The organism is Arsenicicoccus bolidensis DSM 15745 (genome assembly GCF_000426385.1).
GTDB lineage: Bacteria > Actinomycetota > Actinomycetes > Actinomycetales > Dermatophilaceae > Arsenicicoccus > Arsenicicoccus bolidensis.
This window is the reverse complement of sequence record NZ_AUFG01000009.1, coordinates 44933-64024: the sequence shown is the minus strand read 5'-3', so window position 1 is coordinate 64024 and position 19092 is coordinate 44933. Positions and strand designations below refer to the sequence as shown.

At 70.7% G+C, this 19092-nt stretch carries 16 protein-coding genes; 11 read left to right on the top strand and 5 right to left on the bottom strand.

Annotated features, from left to right (window positions below):
• The first annotated feature begins 37 nt into the window (after nt 1–37).
• Both cysS and rlmB read left to right on the top strand, forming a co-directional pair.
• Nucleotides 38–1504, top strand: a complete 1467-nt coding sequence (gene cysS, locus K313_RS0107070) for a cysteine--tRNA ligase (RefSeq protein ID WP_029211027.1) — start codon at nt 38–40, stop codon at nt 1502–1504.
• A 4-nt stretch (nt 1505–1508) separates the two neighbouring features.
• Nucleotides 1509–2522 carry a 23S rRNA (guanosine(2251)-2'-O)-methyltransferase RlmB gene (gene rlmB / locus K313_RS0107065; RefSeq protein WP_029211026.1) on the top strand — a complete coding sequence of 338 codons (1014 nt, stop codon included), beginning with the start codon at nt 1509–1511 and terminating at the stop codon, nt 2520–2522.
• A 104-nt stretch (nt 2523–2626) separates the two neighbouring features.
• Here rlmB and K313_RS20360 read toward each other — a convergent pair whose 3' ends face one another.
• Both K313_RS20360 and K313_RS0107055 read right to left on the bottom strand, forming a co-directional pair.
• A complete protein-coding gene (locus K313_RS20360) occupies nt 2627–3334 on the bottom strand; it encodes an RDD family protein (RefSeq protein WP_029211025.1) in 708 nt (235 codons plus the stop codon).
• Between the two features lie 93 nt (nt 3335–3427).
• Nucleotides 3428–4675 (bottom strand): DUF4032 domain-containing protein, encoded by a 1248-nt coding sequence (locus K313_RS0107055; protein WP_029211024.1) that lies wholly within the window; start codon nt 4673–4675, stop codon nt 3428–3430.
• 156 nt (nt 4676–4831) lie between these two features.
• Between K313_RS0107055 and K313_RS24855 the strand changes: the two genes are divergently transcribed.
• Together K313_RS24855 and K313_RS24455 are read left to right on the top strand one after the other, a co-directional pair.
• The gene (locus tag K313_RS24855) at nt 4832–4975 is read left to right on the top strand and encodes a transporter substrate-binding domain-containing protein (protein WP_376783704.1); all 144 of its coding nucleotides are present in this window, start codon (nt 4832–4834) and stop codon (nt 4973–4975) included.
• Nucleotides 4976–5360: 385 nt separating this feature from the next.
• Nucleotides 5361–5534, top strand: a complete 174-nt coding sequence (locus K313_RS24455; protein ID WP_240483952.1) for a type 2 periplasmic-binding domain-containing protein — start codon at nt 5361–5363, stop codon at nt 5532–5534.
• Between the two features lie 131 nt (nt 5535–5665).
• On the opposite strand, the gene K313_RS0107035 is transcribed toward K313_RS24455, so the two are convergent.
• A complete protein-coding gene (locus K313_RS0107035; protein WP_029211023.1) occupies nt 5666–6739 on the bottom strand; it encodes an ABC transporter ATP-binding protein in 1074 nt (357 codons plus the stop codon).
• Nucleotides 6740–7042: 303 nt separating this feature from the next.
• Here K313_RS0107035 and K313_RS0107030 point away from each other — a divergent pair, with 303 nt between their 5' ends.
• The 5 genes from K313_RS0107030 (at nt 7043) to K313_RS0107010 (ending at nt 13968) form a co-directional block, all read left to right on the top strand.
• Complete coding sequence (locus tag K313_RS0107030; RefSeq protein WP_029211022.1) at nt 7043–8377, top strand: sugar ABC transporter substrate-binding protein; 1335 nt, start codon at nt 7043–7045, stop codon at nt 8375–8377.
• A gap of 95 nt (nt 8378–8472) precedes the next feature.
• Nucleotides 8473–10017, top strand: coding sequence for an ABC transporter permease subunit (locus K313_RS0107025; RefSeq protein WP_029211021.1), 1545 nt, complete (start codon nt 8473–8475; stop codon nt 10015–10017).
• Nucleotides 10017–10979 (top strand): sugar ABC transporter permease, encoded by a 963-nt coding sequence (locus K313_RS0107020; RefSeq protein WP_029211020.1) that lies wholly within the window; start codon nt 10017–10019, stop codon nt 10977–10979. Before K313_RS0107025 ends, K313_RS0107020 begins: the two co-directional genes overlap by 1 nt.
• Nucleotides 10976–12865 carry a glycoside hydrolase family 13 protein gene (locus tag K313_RS0107015; RefSeq protein WP_240483951.1) on the top strand — a complete coding sequence of 630 codons (1890 nt, stop codon included), beginning with the start codon at nt 10976–10978 and terminating at the stop codon, nt 12863–12865. The genes K313_RS0107020 and K313_RS0107015 overlap by 4 nt, the downstream gene beginning before the upstream one ends.
• 56 nt (nt 12866–12921) lie before the next feature.
• Nucleotides 12922–13968: a LacI family DNA-binding transcriptional regulator gene (locus tag K313_RS0107010; protein WP_029211018.1), complete on the top strand. Its 1047-nt coding sequence runs from the start codon at nt 12922–12924 to the stop codon at nt 13966–13968.
• A 68-nt stretch (nt 13969–14036) separates the two neighbouring features.
• Here the strand turns inward: K313_RS0107010 and otsB are convergent, their stop codons facing one another.
• Both otsB and K313_RS0107000 read right to left on the bottom strand, forming a co-directional pair.
• On the bottom strand, nt 14037–14819 hold the full coding sequence (otsB, locus tag K313_RS0107005; RefSeq protein WP_034252198.1) for a trehalose-phosphatase: 783 nt from the start codon (nt 14817–14819) through the stop codon (nt 14037–14039).
• Nucleotides 14820–14821: 2 nt separating this feature from the next.
• A complete protein-coding gene (locus K313_RS0107000) occupies nt 14822–16414 on the bottom strand; it encodes an alpha,alpha-trehalose-phosphate synthase (UDP-forming) (RefSeq protein ID WP_029211016.1) in 1593 nt (530 codons plus the stop codon).
• A 176-nt stretch (nt 16415–16590) separates the two neighbouring features.
• Between K313_RS0107000 and K313_RS0106995 the strand changes: the two genes are divergently transcribed.
• Complete coding sequence (locus tag K313_RS0106995; protein WP_029211015.1) at nt 16591–17019, top strand: CBS domain-containing protein; 429 nt, start codon at nt 16591–16593, stop codon at nt 17017–17019.
• Between the two features lie 81 nt (nt 17020–17100).
• On the top strand, nt 17101–19008 hold the full coding sequence (locus K313_RS0106990) for a serine/threonine-protein kinase (protein WP_156911209.1): 1908 nt from the start codon (nt 17101–17103) through the stop codon (nt 19006–19008).
• Nucleotides 19009–19092 lie beyond the last annotated feature (84 nt).

Genomic DNA, 19092 nt, shown 5'->3' with positions numbered 1-19092 from the left:
GCGAGGCCCCACGCCTGCCGCCGGTAGCATGGGGCGGGTGAGTCTCCACATCTACGACACCGCCACGCGCGAGCTGCGCGAGTTCCAGCCACTGCACGAGGGCAAGGTCGGCATCTACATCTGTGGCCTCACCACCCAGGGCGCCCCCCACATCGGTCACGTGCGCTTCGCCGTCGCGTTCGACATCCTGCGGCGCTGGCTGACCGCCGGCCACGGCTACGACGTGACCCTGGTGCGCAACGTCACCGACATCGACGACAAGATCCTGCGCAAGTCCGCCGAGAACGGCGCCGAGTGGTGGGCCTGGTCCTATGACCACGAGCGCCAGACCTCCGAGGCCCTGGACCTGCTCGGCGTGCTGCCCGCGACCTACGAGCCGCGCGCGACCGGGCACGTCCCCGAGATGGTCACGCTGATGGACACCCTCGTCGACAAGGGCCACGCCTACGCGGCGCCCGACGGCAGCGGTGACGTCTACTTCGACGTGCGGTCCTTCCCGGCCTACGGCGCGCTGACCCGCCAGTCGATCGACGACATGGAGGCTGCCGAGGACGCCGACCCGCGCGGCAAGCGCGACCCGCGCGACTTCGCCCTGTGGAAGGGGTGGAAGGCCGGCGAGCCCGCCACGGCCAGCTGGCCGACGCCCTACGGCACGGGCCGCCCCGGCTGGCACCTCGAGTGCTCCGCGATGGCTCGCAAGTACCTCGGCGACGAGTTCGACATCCACGGCGGCGGCGTCGACCTGCGCTTCCCGCACCACGAGAACGAGCAGGCCCAGTCGCACGCGGCCGGGCTCGGGTTCGCGCGCTACTGGATGCACAACGCCTGGGTGACCGTCCAGGGCGAAAAGATGAGCAAGTCGCTCGGCAACTCTCTGATCGTCACCGAGATCGCCCGCCAGACCAGGCCGCTCGCGCTGCGCTACTACCTCGGGGCCGCGCACTACCGCTCCACCATCGAGTTCCACGAGGGCTCCCTGGCCGAGGCCGAGGCGGCGGTCGAGCGGATCGAGGGTTTCCTGCGTCGTGCGGTCGAGCACGGTATGCCGGACGCGCCCGCCGAGCCGTTCCCCGCCGAGTTCCGCGCGGCGATGGACGACGACCTCGGGGTCTCCGGGGCCCTGGCCGTCGTCCACGACACCGTCAGGGCGGGCAACACCGCGCTCGACGACGGCGACCGTGAGCTGGCCCGACGTCTCGCGGCGCAGGTCATGGCCATGACGGACGTGCTCGGCGTCAACCCCCTCGACCCGCACTGGGACGCGAGCGGTGGCGAGGGCGACGTGGCGCGCTCCGCCCTCGACGTCCTCGTCCAGGCGCAGCTCGACCGCCGTGCGGCGGCCCGCAAGGAGCGGGACTTCGCCACGGCCGACGCCATCCGTGACGACCTGACGGCCGCCGGGATCCTCGTCGAGGACTCGCCGTCCGGAGCGCGCTGGACCCTGGCCCGCCCCGCCGCCGCGGGCACCACCGGCTCCACCGGCAACACCGACACCAAGGACTGATCCCATGCCAGGCAACTCCCAGCGCCGCGGCGCGATGCGCAAGGGCGCCTCCCGCAAGGGCGCCTCCGTCGGCAGCGGCGGCCAGCGCCGCCGCTCGCTCGAGGGCAAGGGCCCCACGCCCAAGGCCGAGGAGCGTCCCAACCACAAGGCCTACAAGCAGGCGCAGCGTGCCGCCAAGGCCGGCGCCGCGGGTGCCGCGGGTGGTCGCCCGGGCACCGGTGGGGCCGGCGGCGGTCGCGGCGGTGCCGGTGGTCACGGCGGTCGCCGCAACCGCACCAGCACCGAGACCGTCGCGGGCCGCAACTCGGTCCTGGAGGCCCTGCGCGCGGACATCCCGGCGAGCACGGTCTACGTCGCGAGCCGCATCGACTCCGACGACCGCGTCCGCGAGGCCCTCAAGATCGCGACCGAGCGCAACATCCCCATCCTCGAGACGCCCCGCGGCGAGCTGGACCGGCTCACCGACGGCGCGGTGCACCAGGGGCTCGCGCTGCAGATCCCGCCCTACGACTACCGCCACCCCTCCGAGCTCGTCGACCCCCAGACGCCGGGGATCCCGCTCGTCGTGGCGCTCGACGGCATCACCGACCCCCGCAACCTGGGCGCGATCATCCGCTCGGTCGGGGCCTTCGGCGGTCACGGGGTGGTCGTCCCCGAGCGTCGCAGCGTGGGCATGACCGCCTCGGCGTGGAAGACCTCCGCCGGTGCCGCCTCCCGCGTCCCCGTCGCGCAGGCCACCAACCTGACTCGCACCTTGCAGGACTACCGCAAGCAGGGCTACTTCGTGATCGGGCTCGACATGGACGGGGACGTCGAGCTGCCGCAGCTGGACCTCGCCGACCAGCCGCTCGTCGTGGTCGTGGGGTCCGAGGCCAAGGGCCTGTCGCGTCTCGTGGGCGAGACCTGCGACCAGATCGTGTCGATCCCGATGGCGTCCGGCAACGAGTCGCTCAACGCCGGCATCGCCTGCGGCGTCACGCTCTACGAGATCGCCCGCCAGCGCGCCGCCACCCGCTGACCTACCCCCGGCAGTCACAGCAGCCGGCCTTCGTCCCCCAGGCGGGTGTGACGAAGGCCGGCTGATCTGTGTGGTGCGACGTGCTGCGCCGTAGTGCGCGGCCGCTACGACTGGCGCGGCGGGACGGTCGTGACGACGGTCCCGCACATCTTGTCGGCGAAGGTCTGGCGTCGCTCGTCCCACAGCGGCCACAGGTAGCCGAGGTAGAGCGGCAGGCTGTCGAGGTAGTGCGCCAGGTCTCGCACGAAGGCCATGCCCGTGCCGATCGGCTGGCCGGTGCGCTCGGAGACCAGCCAGGTCCCGGCGACCTTCTTGCCCCAGGACTGGCCGCGCCCGCCGCGCACCCAGCGGTTGTAGATCTGGATGACCAGCGCCAGCAGCCAGCCGACGCCCACCAGCACCAGGCCGGTCGTGATCATGCCCTGGTCGCCGCCGGTCGTCAGGATCTCACCGGTCGTGGGGTCGACGGTCGAGGTGCCCGACCCGCTGGCCATCACGCCGGCGCCGATCGTCATGAGGAGGGCGCCGGGCAGCGTCAGCAGTCCGTCGAGCACCGAGGCGAGCACACGCTTGCCCCAGGGCGCCAGCGCCGCCGTCGCCGTCGGACCCGAGCCCTGGCCGTATGCCGGGACCTGCCCGTATGCCGGGGCCTGCCCGTAGGAGTGGGACTCCCCATCGGCGGGGGCCTGCCCGTACGCCCCTGCCTGGCCGTAGGCCGAAGGCTCGGGCGTGGTGGCGCCGTACGGCGACGAGCCTGACGGCGTCGAGCCGGCGGGCGGTCCGGCATACGGGTTGTTGCTGTTGTCGGTCATGATCACTCCTCGTGATGGCTTCACGCGAAGCATAGGACCGGCAGGGCGCCCCTCGTGCGTGAATGCCCCCAGGTGATCACGATCTGTGACGAGTCAGTCGTCCAGGTGCGCGACGACCGGCATCTCCACCGTGTCGACGCCGACGACGGTCTCCTCGACCGGCTTGGTCGGCAGGATCGTCAGGATGTAGTCGGCCATCGCCTGCCCGATCGGCACGTCGTGGCCGTTGCGCTCGGAGAGGTACCACCGGTGCTCGAGCAGCTCGTGGAAGAGCTCGGCGGGCTCGAGCTTGCCGCGCAGGTCGGCGGGGATGGCGCGGGTGATCGGCAGGAAGATCTCGTTGAGCCAGCGCGTGGCGGTGATGGCCTCGTCCTCGCCCTGCACGTCCAGCGCCGCGCGATAGGCGTCGAGGTCGTTGAGCAGGCGGCGGGCCTGGTTCTCCTCGACGTCGAGACCCGTCAGGCGCAGGAGGCGGCGGCTGTGGTGACCGGCGTCGACGACCTTGGGCTGGATGCGCAGCGTGGTCCCGTCGATGTCGGTGGACATGGCCAGCTCGTCCACGTCGAAGCCGAGCTGGTTGAGCTGTCGGATCCGCTCGTCGACGCGCCACCGCTCGCCGACGTTGTAGGACTCGACGCCCGTCAGCTCGTGCCACAGCTGGGTGTAGCGGGCCATGATCTGGTTGGAGATCTCGACGGGGTCGTTGCCCTCGGGCAGCAGCCCGCCGGCCTCGAGGTCCATCAGCTCGCCGGCGATGTTGACCCGGGCGATGTCGAGGTCGTGGTCGCGCTGGCCGTCGGACAGCCGGTCGCGCAGCTCGCCCGTCTCCGCGTCGACGACGTACGCCGCGAAGGCGCCCGCGTCGCGCCGGAAGAGCGTGTTGGACAGCGACACGTCGCCCCACCAGAAGCCCTGCAGGTGCAGTCGCACGAGCAGCACGGCGAGGGCGTCGATGAGGCGGGTCGCGGTGTCGGGGCGCAGGGTCTGGCTGAACAGCGCCCGGAACGGCAGGGAGTACTTCAGGTGGTGGGTGATCAGGCAGGAGTCGAGGGGCTCGCCGTCGGCGCCCACCCGTCCGCTGACCACGCCGTAGGGGCGCACGCACGGGATCATCAGCCGGTTGAGCGCGCGGAGCATGTGGTACTCGCGGAAGGCGATCTCGTCCTTGATCTCCTTGATCGCGACCACACCCTCGGGGACGCGCACGAATCGCACGATGTGCCGGGAGATGCCGCGGGGGAGCGCAGCCAGCCTCTCCTCGGGCCAGTCCTCCAGAGGGGTGGACCAGGGCAGGTCCAGCAGGGCGGGGTCAGGGCGGACCGCGGTGATCTCGAGCGCCATCCCCCCATCGTGGCAGAACACCCGGTCCGGCGGCGGTTGCCACATCTTGGCGGGCGAGACGAGCCTCGCCGCGGCGCGACCGGGGGGGTCTAGGTTCAACGGCACACACCGCCGTATGCCGAGGAGGGCCACCGTGATTCGCATCCGTGAGGCAGCGTGCGCGTCTGCACCACCGGGGCCTACCGCCCCTTCACCTACAAGGACCCACGGACGGGTGCCTACAGCGGCATCGACGTGACCATGGCGCAGGACCTGGCCGCACGGCTCGGCGTCAAGGTCGAGTGGGTCCCGACGACGTGAAAGACGCTCATGCCGGACTTCACGGCTCGGTGCGACACCGGGATGGGTGGCATCTCGATCAGCACCGACCGGCTGCAGCAGGCCTTCTTCACCGAGCCGTTGCTGACCGAGGGCAAGACGCCGATCACGTTGTGCAGCAAGGTCGCCAACTACGACACCGTGGCGGAGATCAACAGGCCCGGCGTCCGGTCGATCACACCCATCGGCGGCACCAACGAGAAGTTCGCGGTCAAGCACTACCCGCAGGGCCGGATCATCCGGTGGAAGGACAACAACACGATCTTCGACGAGATCATCGCGGGCCGGGCCGACGTCATGACCACGGACGCCTCCGAGACGGTGTGGGTGGCGTCGACGCACCCGCAGCTGTGCGCGGCTGTGCGCGGTGCACCCCGACAAGCCCTTCGACTTCTCCCAGAAGGGCTATCTCCTGCCGCAGGGCGACGTCGTCTGGGAGGAGGTCGTGGACGGCTGGCTCGCGATCGCCAAGCGGGACGGGACCTACACAAAGGCCGCCCAGCCGTGGTTCAAGGACAAGCCCCTCACCCCGGCGCCCTGACCGTAGGGTCGACTGCCGCGAGCGGCGGCCGCCCCGCTGTGGGGTGACCGCCGCTCGCGCTGGGGATCCGCCTGGGTCGGTCACATCCGCCTGGCGTGCTAGCTCGGGTGGATGTGACTACCTGAGGTGGGTCAGTCGTTGAGGCGCAGGCCCGACTCGCTGTCGAACAGGTGGATGTGGTCCGCCTTGGGCGCGAAGAAGACCTGCTCGCCCTTCATCGGGGGGCGGCGGCCGTCGACGCGGGCGATGATCTGGCCCGAGCCGTGGGCGTCGTCGGTGGAGCCGTAGACGTAGGCATCCGCGCCGAGCTCCTCGACGACGTCGACGGTCACGGGCAGGCCCTCGTTGGACAGCTCGAGGTCCTCGGGACGGACGCCCATGATCACCTTGCGGCCGGCGTCGTTGAGCGCGTCGCGGGGGACCGGGGTGGTGTGCTGCCCGAGGCGGACCCCACCGTCGGCGACCGGGACCTCCATGATGTTCATGGCGGGGGAGCCGATGAAGCCGGCGACGAAGACGTTGTCCGGGTGGTCGTACATGCGGCGCGGGGAGTCGCACTGCTGCAGGATGCCGTCCTTGAGGACCGCGACGCGGTCGCCCATCGTCATGGCCTCGACCTGGTCGTGGGTGACGTAGACGGTGGTGACGCCGAGGCGACGCTGCAGCGAGGCGATCTGCGTGCGGGTCTGGACGCGCAGCTTGGCGTCCAGGTTGGACAGCGGCTCGTCCATGAGGAAGACCTGCGGGTTGCGGACGATGGCGCGGCCCATGGCCACGCGCTGACGCTGGCCACCGGACAGGGCCTTGGGCTTGCGCTCGAGGTACTGCTCGAGGTCGAGGATCTTGGCGGCCTCCTCGACGCGCTTGCGGATCTCGCCCTTGTCGACGCCGGCGATCTTGAGCGCGAAGCCCATGTTGTCGGCGACGCTCATGTGGGGGTAGAGCGCGTAGTTCTGGAAGACCATCGCCACGTCGCGGTCCTTGGGGGACAGGTTGGTGACGTCGCGGTCACCGATCCAGATCTTGCCGCCGTTGACCTCCTCGAGGCCGGCGAGCATGCGCAGCGACGTGGACTTGCCGCAGCCGGAGGGACCGACGAGGACGAGGAACTCGCCGTCCTCGATGTCGATGTTGAGCCGGTCCACGCTGGGCTTGTCGTTGCCCGGGTAGAGACGGGTTGCGTTGTCGAACTTGACCGTTGCCATGGTCTGCCTTCCTTCACCGGCAGGAACGTGCCGGACGATCCGTTGCAAAGGTGGTCCTGGAACCCGGCGGGCTCCAGGAGGCGATCCGGCGTTGCCGATGAGGTGGCGGACGTCGTTGTCGCTCGGGCCAGTATGCAACAGGTTGCAGCTCTGTCGACCTGCTCTGACCCTGAGTCAGGGGGCTGCAACGGTTTAGGAACGTTCAAGACCGGGGTTCCCTGCAACTTCTTGCAAACCACCGGTCGATGCTGCAAGATCTTGCCAACGCGCACTTCGCGTGAGACCAACATCAAGGGAGATGACATGCACAAGCGTGCATTCGGGCCCGTCGCCGTCGTCGGTGCCTCAGCTCTGCTCATGACCGCCTGTGGCGGCGGTGGCGCCACCACGACCTCGTCCAGCACCACGCCTGCCGGTTCGGCCTCCGCCTCGTCCAGCGCTGGTGCCACGGCCGCCGCACCGACCACGATGAGCACCAAGGACGCGGCGCGCGACGCCAACGCCGACCTCGTGATCTGGTCCGACGCCGACCGCGCCCCCGCCGTCACCAAGTACGCGCAGGCCTTCGGCGAGGAGAACGGCGTGAAGGTCGCCGTCCAGATCGCCACCGACACCCGCCAGCAGTTCAAGGACGCCACCAAGGTGGGCAAGGGCCCGGACATCGTCGTGGGCGCCCACGACTGGGCCGGTGAGCTCGTGCAGAACGGCACCGTGAGCCCGATCCAGCTCGACCAGGCCACCCAGGACAAGTTCCTGCCGCAGGCCATGGCCGGCACCAAGTTCAACAACCAGATCTACGGCGTCCCCTACGCCATCGAGAACATCGGCCTGCTGCGCAACACCGCGCTCGCCCCCGACGCCCCCAAGACCATGGACGAGCTCGTCGCCAAGGGCCAGGAGCTGGTCAAGGCCGGCAAGGCGACGCAGCCGCTCATCCAGTTCGTGGGCAAGAAGGGCAACGCCTACTACTCCTACCCCTACCTCTCGGCCTTCGAGGGTGGTGGCATCTTCGCCAAGGGCGCCAACGGCGACTACGACCCCAAGCAGGTCCTGGTCAACAGCGCCGGCTCGGTCAAGGGCGGCGAGGTCCTCGCCAAGCTCGGCCAGCAGAAGGTCCTGTCGACCAACGTCGACGACACCAACATGGACCAGCTGTTCGACACCGGCAAGGTGCCGTTCATGATCACCGGCCCCTGGTCGGTCGCCCCCGCCAAGAAGGCCGGCGTCAAGTACGCCATCTCGAACCTCCCGTCCCTCGAGGGCGGCAGCGCGATGAAGCCGTTCAGCGGGGTCCAGATGTTCTACGTCTCGGCCAAGGCCAAGAACGCGCAGATGGCGCAGGAGTTCGTCACGAACTACGTGCCGCGCAAGGACCTCCAGCTGGCGCTCTTCGAGGCCGGGCAGCGCCCGCCGGCCCTCAAGGAGGCCTACGACGAGGTCGCGGCGTCCAACCCGGATATCAAGGCGTGGTTCGAGGCGGGCAAGGACGGCGCTCCGATGCCCAACATCCCGGCCATGAACGCCGTGTGGGAGCCTTTCGGCCTCGCCACCGCCGACATCATCTCCGGCAAGGCCCAGCCCAAGGCTCGCCTGGACGCCGCTGCCAAGGAGATCACCACCAACATCGCCAAGGGCTGACCGAGCCCCGCATGACAGGTATGCCGGCTCGCGCCCTGCGGGCCGGCATGCCTGCACCACCCCCTTTACGACGACGTACTGGTTAGGACCCTCCTATGTCTCGGACCTCGGCCCCCGCGCTGGTCCTGAAGTGGGGTGGCATCGCGCTGGCGATGGCGCTCGTCTTCTGGATCGCGACGCGCATGTCGGCCCAGGGCATGTGGCTCGGCGTGAGCACGGTGGCCTTCGTCGGCCTGTGCATCCTCGCGGTCTACGCGACCCGCCGTGCCGTGCCCATGAAGTACCTGCTCCCCGGAATGCTCTGCCTGCTGGCGCTGCAGGTGTGGCCCATCATCTTCACGATCATGGTGTCCTTCACCAACTACGGTGACGGTCACCTCGGCACCAAGGACGAGGCGGTCAAGCAGATCGTCGCCAACTCCGTCCAGGTCGTGCCTGGCTCGACCCGCTACAAGGCCAGCGTGGCGGTCAAGGAGGGCACGGACCCCACGACGGGCGCCCTGTCCCTCCTGCTGACGGACCCGCAGGGCAAGAGCGTCGTCGGCGACGTGAACGGTCTGACGGACCTCGCCGACAGCGACGTCGAGAAGTCGGCGCTGGGCAAGATCACGAAGGCCAAGGGCTACACGGTCCTCACGGGCCGGCAGGCCAACGCGCGGTCCAAGGACCTCGGCCAGTTCGCCGTCCCCAGCAAGGACGGCAGCGGCATCAAGATGCAGGGTCTCTCGGCGGCGTACGAGGGCCGGGCGACCATCACCTACGACGCCGCCTCGGACACGCTGACGGACACCAAGAGCAAGCTGACCTACAAGCCCCAGGACAGCAAGTACGTCGCGACCGACGGCTCCGGCCAGTCCTTCTCCCAGGGCTGGCAGGAGAACGTCGGTACCAAGAACTACGCGACGATCTTCAGCGACTCCACGATGCGCTCCGGGTTCCTCAAGATGTTCGTCTGGAACATCATCTTCGCGGGCGGCACGGTCATCTCCACCTTCGTCCTCGGGATGCTGATCGCCCTGCTGTTCAACTCGCCCAACCTCAAGGGCAAGGCGGTCTACCGCACCCTGCTGATCCTCCCGTACGCCATCCCCGTGTTCGTGACCGCGCTCCTGTGGCGAGGCATGTTCAACCAGGACTACGGGCTCATCAACACCCTGACCGGCCTCAACATCGACTGGATCGGGGACGGGTTCTGGGCCAAGGTCGCCATCCTGATCACCAACCTGTGGTTGGGCTTCCCGTACATGTTCCTGCTGTGCACCGGTGCGCTGCAGTCGATCCCGAGCGACGTCAAGGAGGCCGCCAAGATCGACGGGGCAGGCTCCTTCCAGACCCTCACGCGGATCACCATGCCGCTGCTGATGGTGGCCGTGGGACCGCTGCTGATCGCGTCCTACGGCTTCAACTTCAACAACTTCACCCTCATCTACCTGCTCACCGAGGGCGGTCCCTTCGAGGGGGGCAGCGCGGGCATGGGCAGCACCGACTTGCTCGTGACGTACGCCTACCGCCTGGCCTTCTCGGGCGCGGCCCCCAACTACGGTCTCGCATCCGCCGTGGCCGTCGTAATCTTCGCGCTCGTGGCGATCCAGGCCCTGCCCGGGTTCCGCGCCACCAAGTCCCTGGAAGAGGTGCAGTGATGAGCCAGCTGAACCCCGGAACGAACAGCACGGCCGGCGTGGGAGACGTCCGCGGCCCGGTGGCGGCCACCCTCCCCCCGGAGGAGAAGCAGCAGCTCACCAAGCCGCGGGCAGGCGGGGCCGAGGGCGGGTCCCAGTGGTGGCGACACGTGCTCGGCATCATCGCCCTCGTCTGGGCGCTGTTCCCGATCCTGTTCCTCGTCTCCGCGGCCCTCAACCCGTCGGGCCAGCTGGCCTCGTCGGACCTGATCCCGCGACACTTCTCGTTGGAGAACTTCAAGTCCCTCGGCGCGGACCCGAGCCGTCCTTACTGGAACTGGTTCAAGAACTCGGTGCTGATCTGCGGTGTCGGCGCGCTCCTGTGCACCTTCATCTCGGCGTGCGCGTCGTACGCCTTCTCGCGCATGCGCTTCCGCGGGCGTCGTGAGGGCATGCTCGGCCTGCTCCTGCTGCAGCTCTTTCCCGCGACGCTCGGGCTCGTGGCGATGTACATCACCTTCGCCAAGATCTCCGACGTCATGCCGGAGTTCGGGCTCAACACCTCGTGGGGCCTCATCCTGGCCTACCTCGGTGGGGCCATGGGCAACGTGTGGCTGCTCAAGGGCTACTTCGACACGGTGCCCAAGGAGATGGACGAGGCGGCGATCGTGGACGGCGCCAGCCACGCGCGGGTCTTCTTCACGATGATCCTGCGCCTGGCCATGCCGATCCTCGTGACGGTGTTCATGATCACCTTCGTCGGACTGTTCGGCGAGTTCATGCTCGCCAGCGTCTTCCTGACGGACGTCGACAACCAGACCCTGGCCGTCGGGCTCCGCGCCCTGTCCAAGGGACGTGACGCCAACGAGAAGTTCGGCTTCTTCGCCGCCGGCTCGCTGCTGTGCTCCCTTCCCGTGATGGCTCTGTACGCGCTGTTCCAGAAGCAGCTCGTCGGCGGCCTCACCCAGGGCTCGGTGAAGTGACCCGGGCCCTCACCGAGGACACCGTCGTGGTGGGGCTGCTCGACCAGCCCCACCACGACGGCTCACCGCTGTACGTGTCCACCCAGGCCCCGGCGCTCGGCCAGACGGTCCAGATCCGGCTGCGGGTGCCAGCGCCCGAGGACGCCTCGGACCGCGTCACGACGGTGCACGTCCGCACCACCCCCGACGGTGAGAGCCGCTACGTCGACGCTGTCGTGGTCCACGAGGACGAGCACGAGACGTGGTGGCAGGCCGAGGTGGTCGTCCACAACCCCGTGACGGGCTACCGCTTCCTGCTCTCCGGCGGACCCGCCGGCTACCAGTGGCTCAACGGCACGGGTCTGCACGACCGCGACGTCCCGGACGCCGCGGACTTCCGCCTGGTCGCGACCGACGCCCCGCCGCCCGAGTGGGCGCTCGACGCCGTCGTCTACCAGGTCTTTCCCGACCGCTTCGCTCGGTCCGCCGGGGCGGACGCGCGCCCCACGCCCGAGTGGGCCGTCCCCGCCCGCTGGGAGGAGCCGGTCACGCGGGACCGTCGCATCATCGGCGACCAGCTCTACGGTGGCGACCTGGACGGCATACGCGAGCATCTCGACCACCTCGAGCGCCTCGGCGTGGACGTGCTCTACCTGACCCCCTTCTTCCCCGGACGGTCCAACCACCGGTACGACGCCGACACCTTCCAGCACGTGGACCCGCTGCTGGGCGGCGACGACGCGCTGGCCCGGCTCACCCTCGAGGCCCACCGGCGCGGCCTGCGGGTCCTCGGGGACTTCACGACCAATCACACCGGCGCTCGGCACGAGTGGTTCGAGACCGCTGTGGCGCAGCCCGACTCGCCGGAGCGCTGGTTCTACCTGTGGGACGACGACGGCGGCTACGTCTCCTGGCTGGGCGTCCCGTCGCTGCCCAAGCTGAACTACGACAGCGACGAGCTGTGGCGTCGCGTGCTCGTCGACCCCGACGGCGTCGTGCGGCGCTGGCTGGCGCAGCCCTACGCCCTGGACGGGTGGCGCGTCGACGTCGCCAACATGACCGGACGTCACGGCGCCCAGGACCACAACCACGCCGTGGCCCGCGAGATGCGCAGGGCCGTGGACGAGGCCGCGCCGGGGTCGCTCCTGGTCGGTGAGCACGTCCACGACTTCAGCACCGACATCCGTGGGGACGGGTGGCACGGTGCGATGAACTACGCGGGATTCACGCGGCCCGTGTGGACCTGGTTGCGGGACAAGGGATTCGCCCCCAAGTTCCTCGGATCTCCGCTCAGGGTGCCCCGGCTCGGGGGCGAGGCCGTCCGCGAGACGGTGGAGGACTTCATGGCGCAGTCCCCGTGGACCGTGCGCGCCCACTCCTTCACCCTGCTCGGGAGCCACGACACCACTCGTGTCCGCACCCTCGTCGGCGAGGACGCCCGGCAGGTGGTCGCCGCGGCCGGGCTGCTGCTGACGATGCCGGGCATCCCGATGATCACCTACGGGGACGAGGTGGGCATGGAGGGTGACTCGGGCGAGGACGGACGCCGACCCATGCCGTGGGACGAGTCCTGCTGGGACACAGACATCTTCGAGGCCTATCAGGCACTGGTGCGCCTGCGGGTGGACCACGTGGCGCTGCGCCGAGGTGGTCTGCGGTGGGTCCACGCCGACGGCGACTCGCTGACCTTCCTGCGGGAGCACCCCGACCAGACGGCCCTGGTGCACGTGTCCAGGGGCGCCCACGCCCCCATCCGGCTCTCGACGCGTCACCTCCCCGGCGTCGAGGCGGCGGTCGCGGCATACGGCACCCGCCTGGGTCGCGAGGGTGGCACGATCACCCTCGCGGCGGACGGGCCGGGGGTGTCGGTGTGGGTCTGGCCCGGAGCTCCGGAGACGCCCTGGTGACGCGGGCCGTCACGACCCCGGCACCCACCCGACTGACCGTCCTCGAGGGAGACCACATGCGACCACCACGCCTGGTGGACATCGCCGCTCACGCCAAGGTGAGCGAGGCGACGGTCAGCCGTGTCCTCAACAACAAGCCCAACGTCGCGGAGTCGACTCGTCAGTCGGTGCTGACGGCGCTGGACGTGCTGGGCTACGAGCGGCCGCTGCAGCTGCGGCGCAAGACGGCCGGCCTCGTGGGCCTCATCGTCCCCGAGCTCGACAACCCGATCTTTCCCGTCCTCGCGCAGATCATCGAGACGGCGCTCGCGGTGCACGGCTACACCCCGGTGCTGTGCACCCAGACGCCCGGCGGCATGCACGAGGACGACTACACCGAGATGCTGCTCGACCGCGGCGTCGCCGGGATGATCGTGGCCAGTGGGCAGCACGCCGACACGACGACCAGCCCGGACCGCTACCAGCGGCTGCGCGACGCCGGGCTGCCGCTGGTGCTCGTCAACGGCTACTACCCGGGGATCGACGCGCCGTTCCTGTCCAACGACGACGTGGCGTCCATGGAGCTCTCGCTCACCCACCTGATCCAGTTGGGGCACACCGAGATCGGTCTCGCCGTCGGTCCCGAGCGCTACGTCCCGGTGATCCGCAAGATCGAGGGCTACCGCGCGGTGATGGCGCGGCAGCTGGGCCGCACCGACGTCGACTCCCTCATCGAGGCCACGTTGTTCAGCGTCGAGGGCGGTGCGTCTGCCGCGACCCGACTGATCGGCAAGGGGTGCACGGCGATCGTGTGCGGGTCGGACCTGATGGCGCTCGGGGCGATCCGCGCGGCGCGGGCCCGCGGGCTGCGGGTCCCCGAGGACGTCTCCGTGATCGGCTACGACGACTCGGCGCTGATGGCCTTCACCAACCCTCCGCTCACCACCGTGCACCAGGCGGTCGTGGCGATGGGGGAGGCCGCGGTGCGCTCGCTGCTCGACGAGATCGCCGGCAACCCCGTGCCGCGCACCGAGTACCTCTTCCAGCCGGAGCTGGTCGTCCGCGCCTCGACGGCCCCGGCCGCGCGCCGCCCCCCTGCAGGTCCCGCTCCTGCAGGATCGTGAGTGTCTCCTCCACGATTCTTGGAGGAAACCCTCACGATCTGGGGCCTTGGGGAGCTTGGGGGAGGGGCTCAGGCCGTATGACGGGCCCGCGCCTCGACCAACGCCTCCAGGACCTCGGCGGCCTCCTGCGGTGACGCCACGCGGTGCCGGGCCACGGTGTCGCCCTCGCCGACCTTGAGGGTCAGGTCGGCGTCGCCGAGCCGGGCGAAGGCCCGCTCGTCGGTCACGTCGTCGCCGGCGTAGTAGACCGCGTCCGCTCCGCACCACGCCGCGAGATCGACCAGGGCAGAGCCCTTGTCGCTGTCCACGACCGAGAGCTCGACCACGCACTTGCCGGGCATGACGTGGGCCTTGGAGTGCTGGGACGCCATGGCCACGGTGTCGGCGGTGGCCGAGTCGGCCACCGACTGCTCGACGCCGCGCGTGTGCAGGACCACCGCGGCGGGCTTGCGCTCGATGCGGGTGCCCGGGTGGGCCTCGACGATCGCCGTCAGCGCCGCGTCGAGCGCCCGCAGGGCCATGGTCTGGGCGTCGCTGAGCGCATGGACGCCGGCCTCGGGGCGCGAGGTCTGGGCGCCGTGGCTCCCGACCAGCACCACGCGCTCGTCGTCCGGGAGGTCAACCAGGCCGGTCAGGGCGCCGAGGGTCTCGAGGTCCCGTCCGGAGACGGCGGCCACCGTGGTTCTCGGCATACGAGCCAGGGCGCGCAGCGCCTCGACCGTGCCCGGCAGGGGGCGGGCCGCCATGGGGTCCTCGACGAGCGGCGACAGGACGCCGTCGAAGTCCGTCGCCACGATGATCGTTGCGCGAGAAGCGAGCTCGTCGATCGCTGACTGCAGGTCTGCGTCCATGGTCAGCGCCCCTCCTCGCGGTCACGGCCGCTGCCGTCGCGGTCGTCGCGGTCGTCCCGCTCGGACCGACGCTCCGCCTCGCGCGCGGCCTGCGCGCCACGGGCGTCCTCCTCACGCTGGGCCCGCTCCTCCTGCTCGCGTCGCTGCGCCTGCTCGGTCTGCGGCCCGTGCCGCGACGGCTTGTGCGGGGCGGCCTCGAGGGCGTCGAGGAAGGCAGAGGCCCAGTGCTGCACGTCGTTGCGGCGGACCCGGCGACGCAGGGCCTTCATGCGGCGCGAGCGCTCCTGGGGGGAGGAGTTGATGGCGTCCATGATCGTGCGCTTGAGGCCGATGACGTCGTGCGGGTTGACCATGAAGGCCTCGCGCAGCTCCTCCGCGGCACCCGTGAACTCCGAGAGCAGCAGCGCCCCGCCGTTGTCGTGGCGGCACGAGATGTACTCCTTGGCAACGAGGTTCATGCCGTCGCGCAGCGGCGTCACGACCATCACGTCCGCGGCGAGGAACAGCGCGGCGAGCTCCTCGCGGCCATAGCCCTGGTGGAGGTACTCCATGGCGGGGGAGCCGATCGCGGAGTAGTTGCCGTTGATGCGCCCCACCGCGCCCTCGACGTGCTCCCGCAGGTCGATGTAGGCGTCGATGCGCTCGCGGCTCGGCGTCGCGATCTGGATGAAGGTCGTGTCGGCGCCGTCGAGCGAGCCGTCCTTGAGGAGCTCCTCGTAGGCCTTGAGCCGGTGCCGGATGCCCTTGGTGTAGTCGAGCCGGTCGATGCCGAGCAGGAGCGCGCTCGGGTTGCCGAGCGACTCGCGAATCTCCTTGGCACGCTTCTTGATCTCGGGGCGGCGGGACAGCTCGTCCATGCTCGAGAAGTCCACCGAGATCGGCACCGCGGCGGCGCGCACGTCGTGCCCGCCGGTCGCCTTGCCGACGTGGATGACGTCACCCTTGACCGTCATACCGAGGTAGCGACGGCAGGCGCGCAGGAAGTTCTCGGCGTCCCCGGGGCGCTGGAAGCCGAGGAAGTCCGCGCCGAGCAGACCCTCGAGGATCCCCTGGCGCCAGGGGAGCTGGCCGAACAGCTCGACCGGCGGGAAGGGGATGTGGTCGAACCAGCCGATCCGCAGGTCCGGTCGCAGCTGACGCAGGAAGGCCGGCACGAGCTGCAGCTGGTAGTCGTGCACCCAGACCGTCGCGCCCTCCTCGGCGACCTCGGCGAGGGTCTTGGCGAACCGCTCGTTGACCTCGCGGTACTGATGCCACCACTTGCGGTGGAACTGGGCGGGGACGATCACGTCGTGATAGATCGGCCACAGCGTGTCGTTGCTGAATCCTTCGTAGTAGCCCTGGATCTCGTCCTCGGACAGGGGCACGGGATGCAGCCGCATGCCCGCCTCGTCAAAGGGCTCCGGCGCCTCGCCGGGCTCGCCGGCCCACCCCACCCAGACACCGTCGCGCCCGCTCATGACGGACTCCATGGCCGTCACGAGGCCGCCGGGGCTGCGGTGCCACTCGACCTGCCCGTCCTCGCCGACGACGCGGTCCACGGGGAGGCGGTTGGCTGCGATCACGAAGTCGTACCGTGCGGCGGTGTCCGCCATGGTGCGATCAGCTCCTCTGGTGTCGCCCGGGGGCCTCCCGGGGGTGCGGTCCGGGTGCGGGCCGGGTGTCGTATGACGGGCCGACGGGCACGCCGGTCCTGCACCTACCCGGCGCAGTGCCACTCTAGGCGGGGGTCCCTCTGGCGCGCGCGGGGGCAGGGGCCTAGGGTCTCGACATGAAGATCTCCGACGTGGTCAAGTCCAAGGGCTCCGACGTCGTCACCATGCGACCGGACGCCACCGTCGGCGAGCTGCTCACGCTCCTCGCCGACCACAACATCGGCGCGGTCGTCGTCAGCGACGACGGCACGAGCGTCTCCGGCATCGTCAGCGAGCGCGACGTGGTGCGGCACCTGGGCCGGTCCGGGGCCGGGGTCCTGCAGGAGCCGGTCTCCACGATCATGACCGTCGAGGTGCACACCTGCTCCTTCGGCGACGAGATCGAGGACCTCGCCGGGTCGATGACCGAGCGCCGCATCCGCCACGTCCCCGTCATCGAGGACGGCCGGCTCGCGGCGATCGTCACCATCGGCGACGTGGTCAAGCACCGGATCAGCCAGCTGCAGGACGAGCGCGACCACCTGGTCGGCTACATCAACCAGTAGCAGCCAGTAGTAGCCGGATCGTCACCCCGGGCGGCGGGTGGTCTCAGCGACGGTTCACCACGAGCACGTACCGTGGAGGGCATGAGCACGTCGTCGACCACGCCGCCCGCCGGGCTGCCCGCGGCCTACGACACCCTCGGTCCCTATCGCCTGGCCGGCCTGCTGGGGGAGGGCGGCATGGGTGTCGTCTATCTCGGCCTGGACCGCGCGGGCCGGGCCGTCGCCATCAAGGCCCTGCGCCCGCACATCGCCGGTGACCCCGACGCGCGGGCCCGGTTGGCGCGCGAGGTCACGACGCTGGAGCGGGTGCAGCACCCCCGCGTGGCTGCGGTGCTCGACGCCGATCCCGAGGGGGCGCGGCCCTACATCGTGACGCGCTACGCGCCCGGGCCGCCGCTCGACGACTACGTCACCGCTCACGGACCGTTCCGTGGCGAGGCCCTGCTGCGCCTGGCGCGCGGGCTGCACGAGGCGCTCGGCGCCATCCACGCCGCCGGTGTGGTCCACCGCGACCTCAAGCCCGGCAACGTGCTGGTCGTCGACGACGACCCGGTGGTCATCGACTTCGGCATCGCGCACGTCGCGGACGACGTGCGGCTCACCAGCACCGGGCTCGTCATGGGGACCCCCGGCTATCTCTCCCCGGAGGTGCTCGAGGGCGCGCCGGTCACCGAGGCCACGGACTGGTGGGGCTGGGCGTCCACCCTCGCGTATGCCGCCACCGGCGCCCCGCCGTTCGGGCGAGGCCGGGTCGACGTCATCCTCGACCGCGTGCGGTCCGGGCAGCACGACCTCACGGGGGTCGACGAGCGGATGCGACCGCTGCTGGCCGCGGCGCTCGCGCCCGACCCCGCCCACCGGCCGTCGGCAGGCACGGTGCTGGCTGCCCTGGAGCAGCTCGCGCACGGGGAGGCCCCGCACCTGGCGACCGGCCCGAGCGGCCGCACCGAGGTGCTCCCCGCCGTGACCCAGACCATCGCGCCGCCCACCGAGTCCCTCGCTGCCCGAACGGAGCTCGCGGGACAGCAGCCACCGCGCCAGGGGTCGACGCGCGTGATGCCGGCCGTCCCGCTGGGTGGTGCCGCCGGCGGTGCGGCAGGGCTCGCCGCGGGTCTGGCAGGCGAGGGGCAGGCGGGTCGGCCTCTCGCCGGAGCGTCGCCCTACGCACCGATCCGTCGCACGCCGCGGATGGCGCCGCCGGCCTCGGCACCGCCGAGCCTGGCGCCGTCACGTCCTGCTGCCTCGGTCCACCCCGCGGGCCAGCCCGTCGCCCAGACCTTCCCTCCCGCTGCTGCGACGACCCCGCCTGGCGCCGGGGGATCGGCATACGGCCTGGAGCCCCGTCAGGACCAGCGGCCGCCGGTGCCGGTGGGAGACCCGCGCGTCGGCAAGCCGGCCCGCACGGCCCAGCTGATCGGCCTCACCGGAGCCGTCGCGGCGCTGGCTACGACCTGGCCGATGATCGCCGTGGGGCTGGCGCTGGTGTGGTCGGTGCTGGCGCGCACGGTCGACCGTTCGGTCACCGCGACCGTGCTGCGGCGCCACGAGGCGGGCGGGGCGCGCGGGACCGACGTCGCGGTGGCGGTCGCCCGCAGCCCCTTCCAGCTGCTGGCCGCCGCCGTGAGTACGCTCGCCACCGGGCTGCTCGGGATCCTCGTGACCGTGGCCGTGATGTTCGCGGTGTCGTTGGGCAGCTCGCTCGTCGGTGTCCCGCAGGCGCCGACCGGGGCCGTGCCGCTGGCGGTCGGAGCCCTCGTGGGGTGCTGGTCCTGCTGGTGGGGCGCGGGCGGGGTGTCGCTGCGACGCGGCTCGCGCATGCTCATGCGAGGCCTCACCCCGGGGCAGCTCACCCGGGAGATCGTGACGGCGCTGCTCGTGGCCGCCGTGCTCGGGCTGGGGCTGTGGGCGCTCCTGCGGCACGGCGTGCCGGTGTGGTGGCCGCTGCAGGGCGACCCGCTGACCGGCCGCACGGTGGACTGGCAGTTCTGAGGTCCGAGCCGGCGCCGCGCGGGTGATAACACCCCTGGTCGGCGTCCAGGTGGGGTGGAGACGTCGTCGTCCCGATCCACCAGG

Bases quoted from the DNA above. Each gene is read 5' to 3' on its own strand.
- rlmB (WP_029211026.1), top strand. From the start codon at position 1,509: ATGCCAGGCAACTCCCAGCGCCGCGGCGCGATGCGCAAGGGCGCCTCC.
- K313_RS20360 (WP_029211025.1), bottom strand. From the start codon at position 3,334: ATGACCGACAACAGCAACAACCCGTATGCCGGACCGCCCGCCGGCTCG.
- K313_RS0107055 (WP_029211024.1), bottom strand. From the start codon at position 4,675: ATGGCGCTCGAGATCACCGCGGTCCGCCCTGACCCCGCCCTGCTGGAC.
- K313_RS0107035 (WP_029211023.1), bottom strand. From the start codon at position 6,739: ATGGCAACGGTCAAGTTCGACAACGCAACCCGTCTCTACCCGGGCAAC.
- K313_RS0107030 (WP_029211022.1), top strand. From the start codon at position 7,043: ATGCACAAGCGTGCATTCGGGCCCGTCGCCGTCGTCGGTGCCTCAGCT.
- K313_RS0107025 (WP_029211021.1), top strand. From the start codon at position 8,473: ATGTCTCGGACCTCGGCCCCCGCGCTGGTCCTGAAGTGGGGTGGCATC.
- K313_RS0107020 (WP_029211020.1), top strand. From the start codon at position 10,017: ATGAGCCAGCTGAACCCCGGAACGAACAGCACGGCCGGCGTGGGAGAC.
- K313_RS0107010 (WP_029211018.1), top strand. From the start codon at position 12,922: ATGCGACCACCACGCCTGGTGGACATCGCCGCTCACGCCAAGGTGAGC.
- otsB (WP_034252198.1), bottom strand. From the start codon at position 14,819: ATGGACGCAGACCTGCAGTCAGCGATCGACGAGCTCGCTTCTCGCGCA.
- K313_RS0107000 (WP_029211016.1), bottom strand. From the start codon at position 16,414: ATGGCGGACACCGCCGCACGGTACGACTTCGTGATCGCAGCCAACCGC.
- K313_RS0106995 (WP_029211015.1), top strand. From the start codon at position 16,591: ATGAAGATCTCCGACGTGGTCAAGTCCAAGGGCTCCGACGTCGTCACC.
- K313_RS0106990 (WP_156911209.1), top strand. From the start codon at position 17,101: ATGAGCACGTCGTCGACCACGCCGCCCGCCGGGCTGCCCGCGGCCTAC.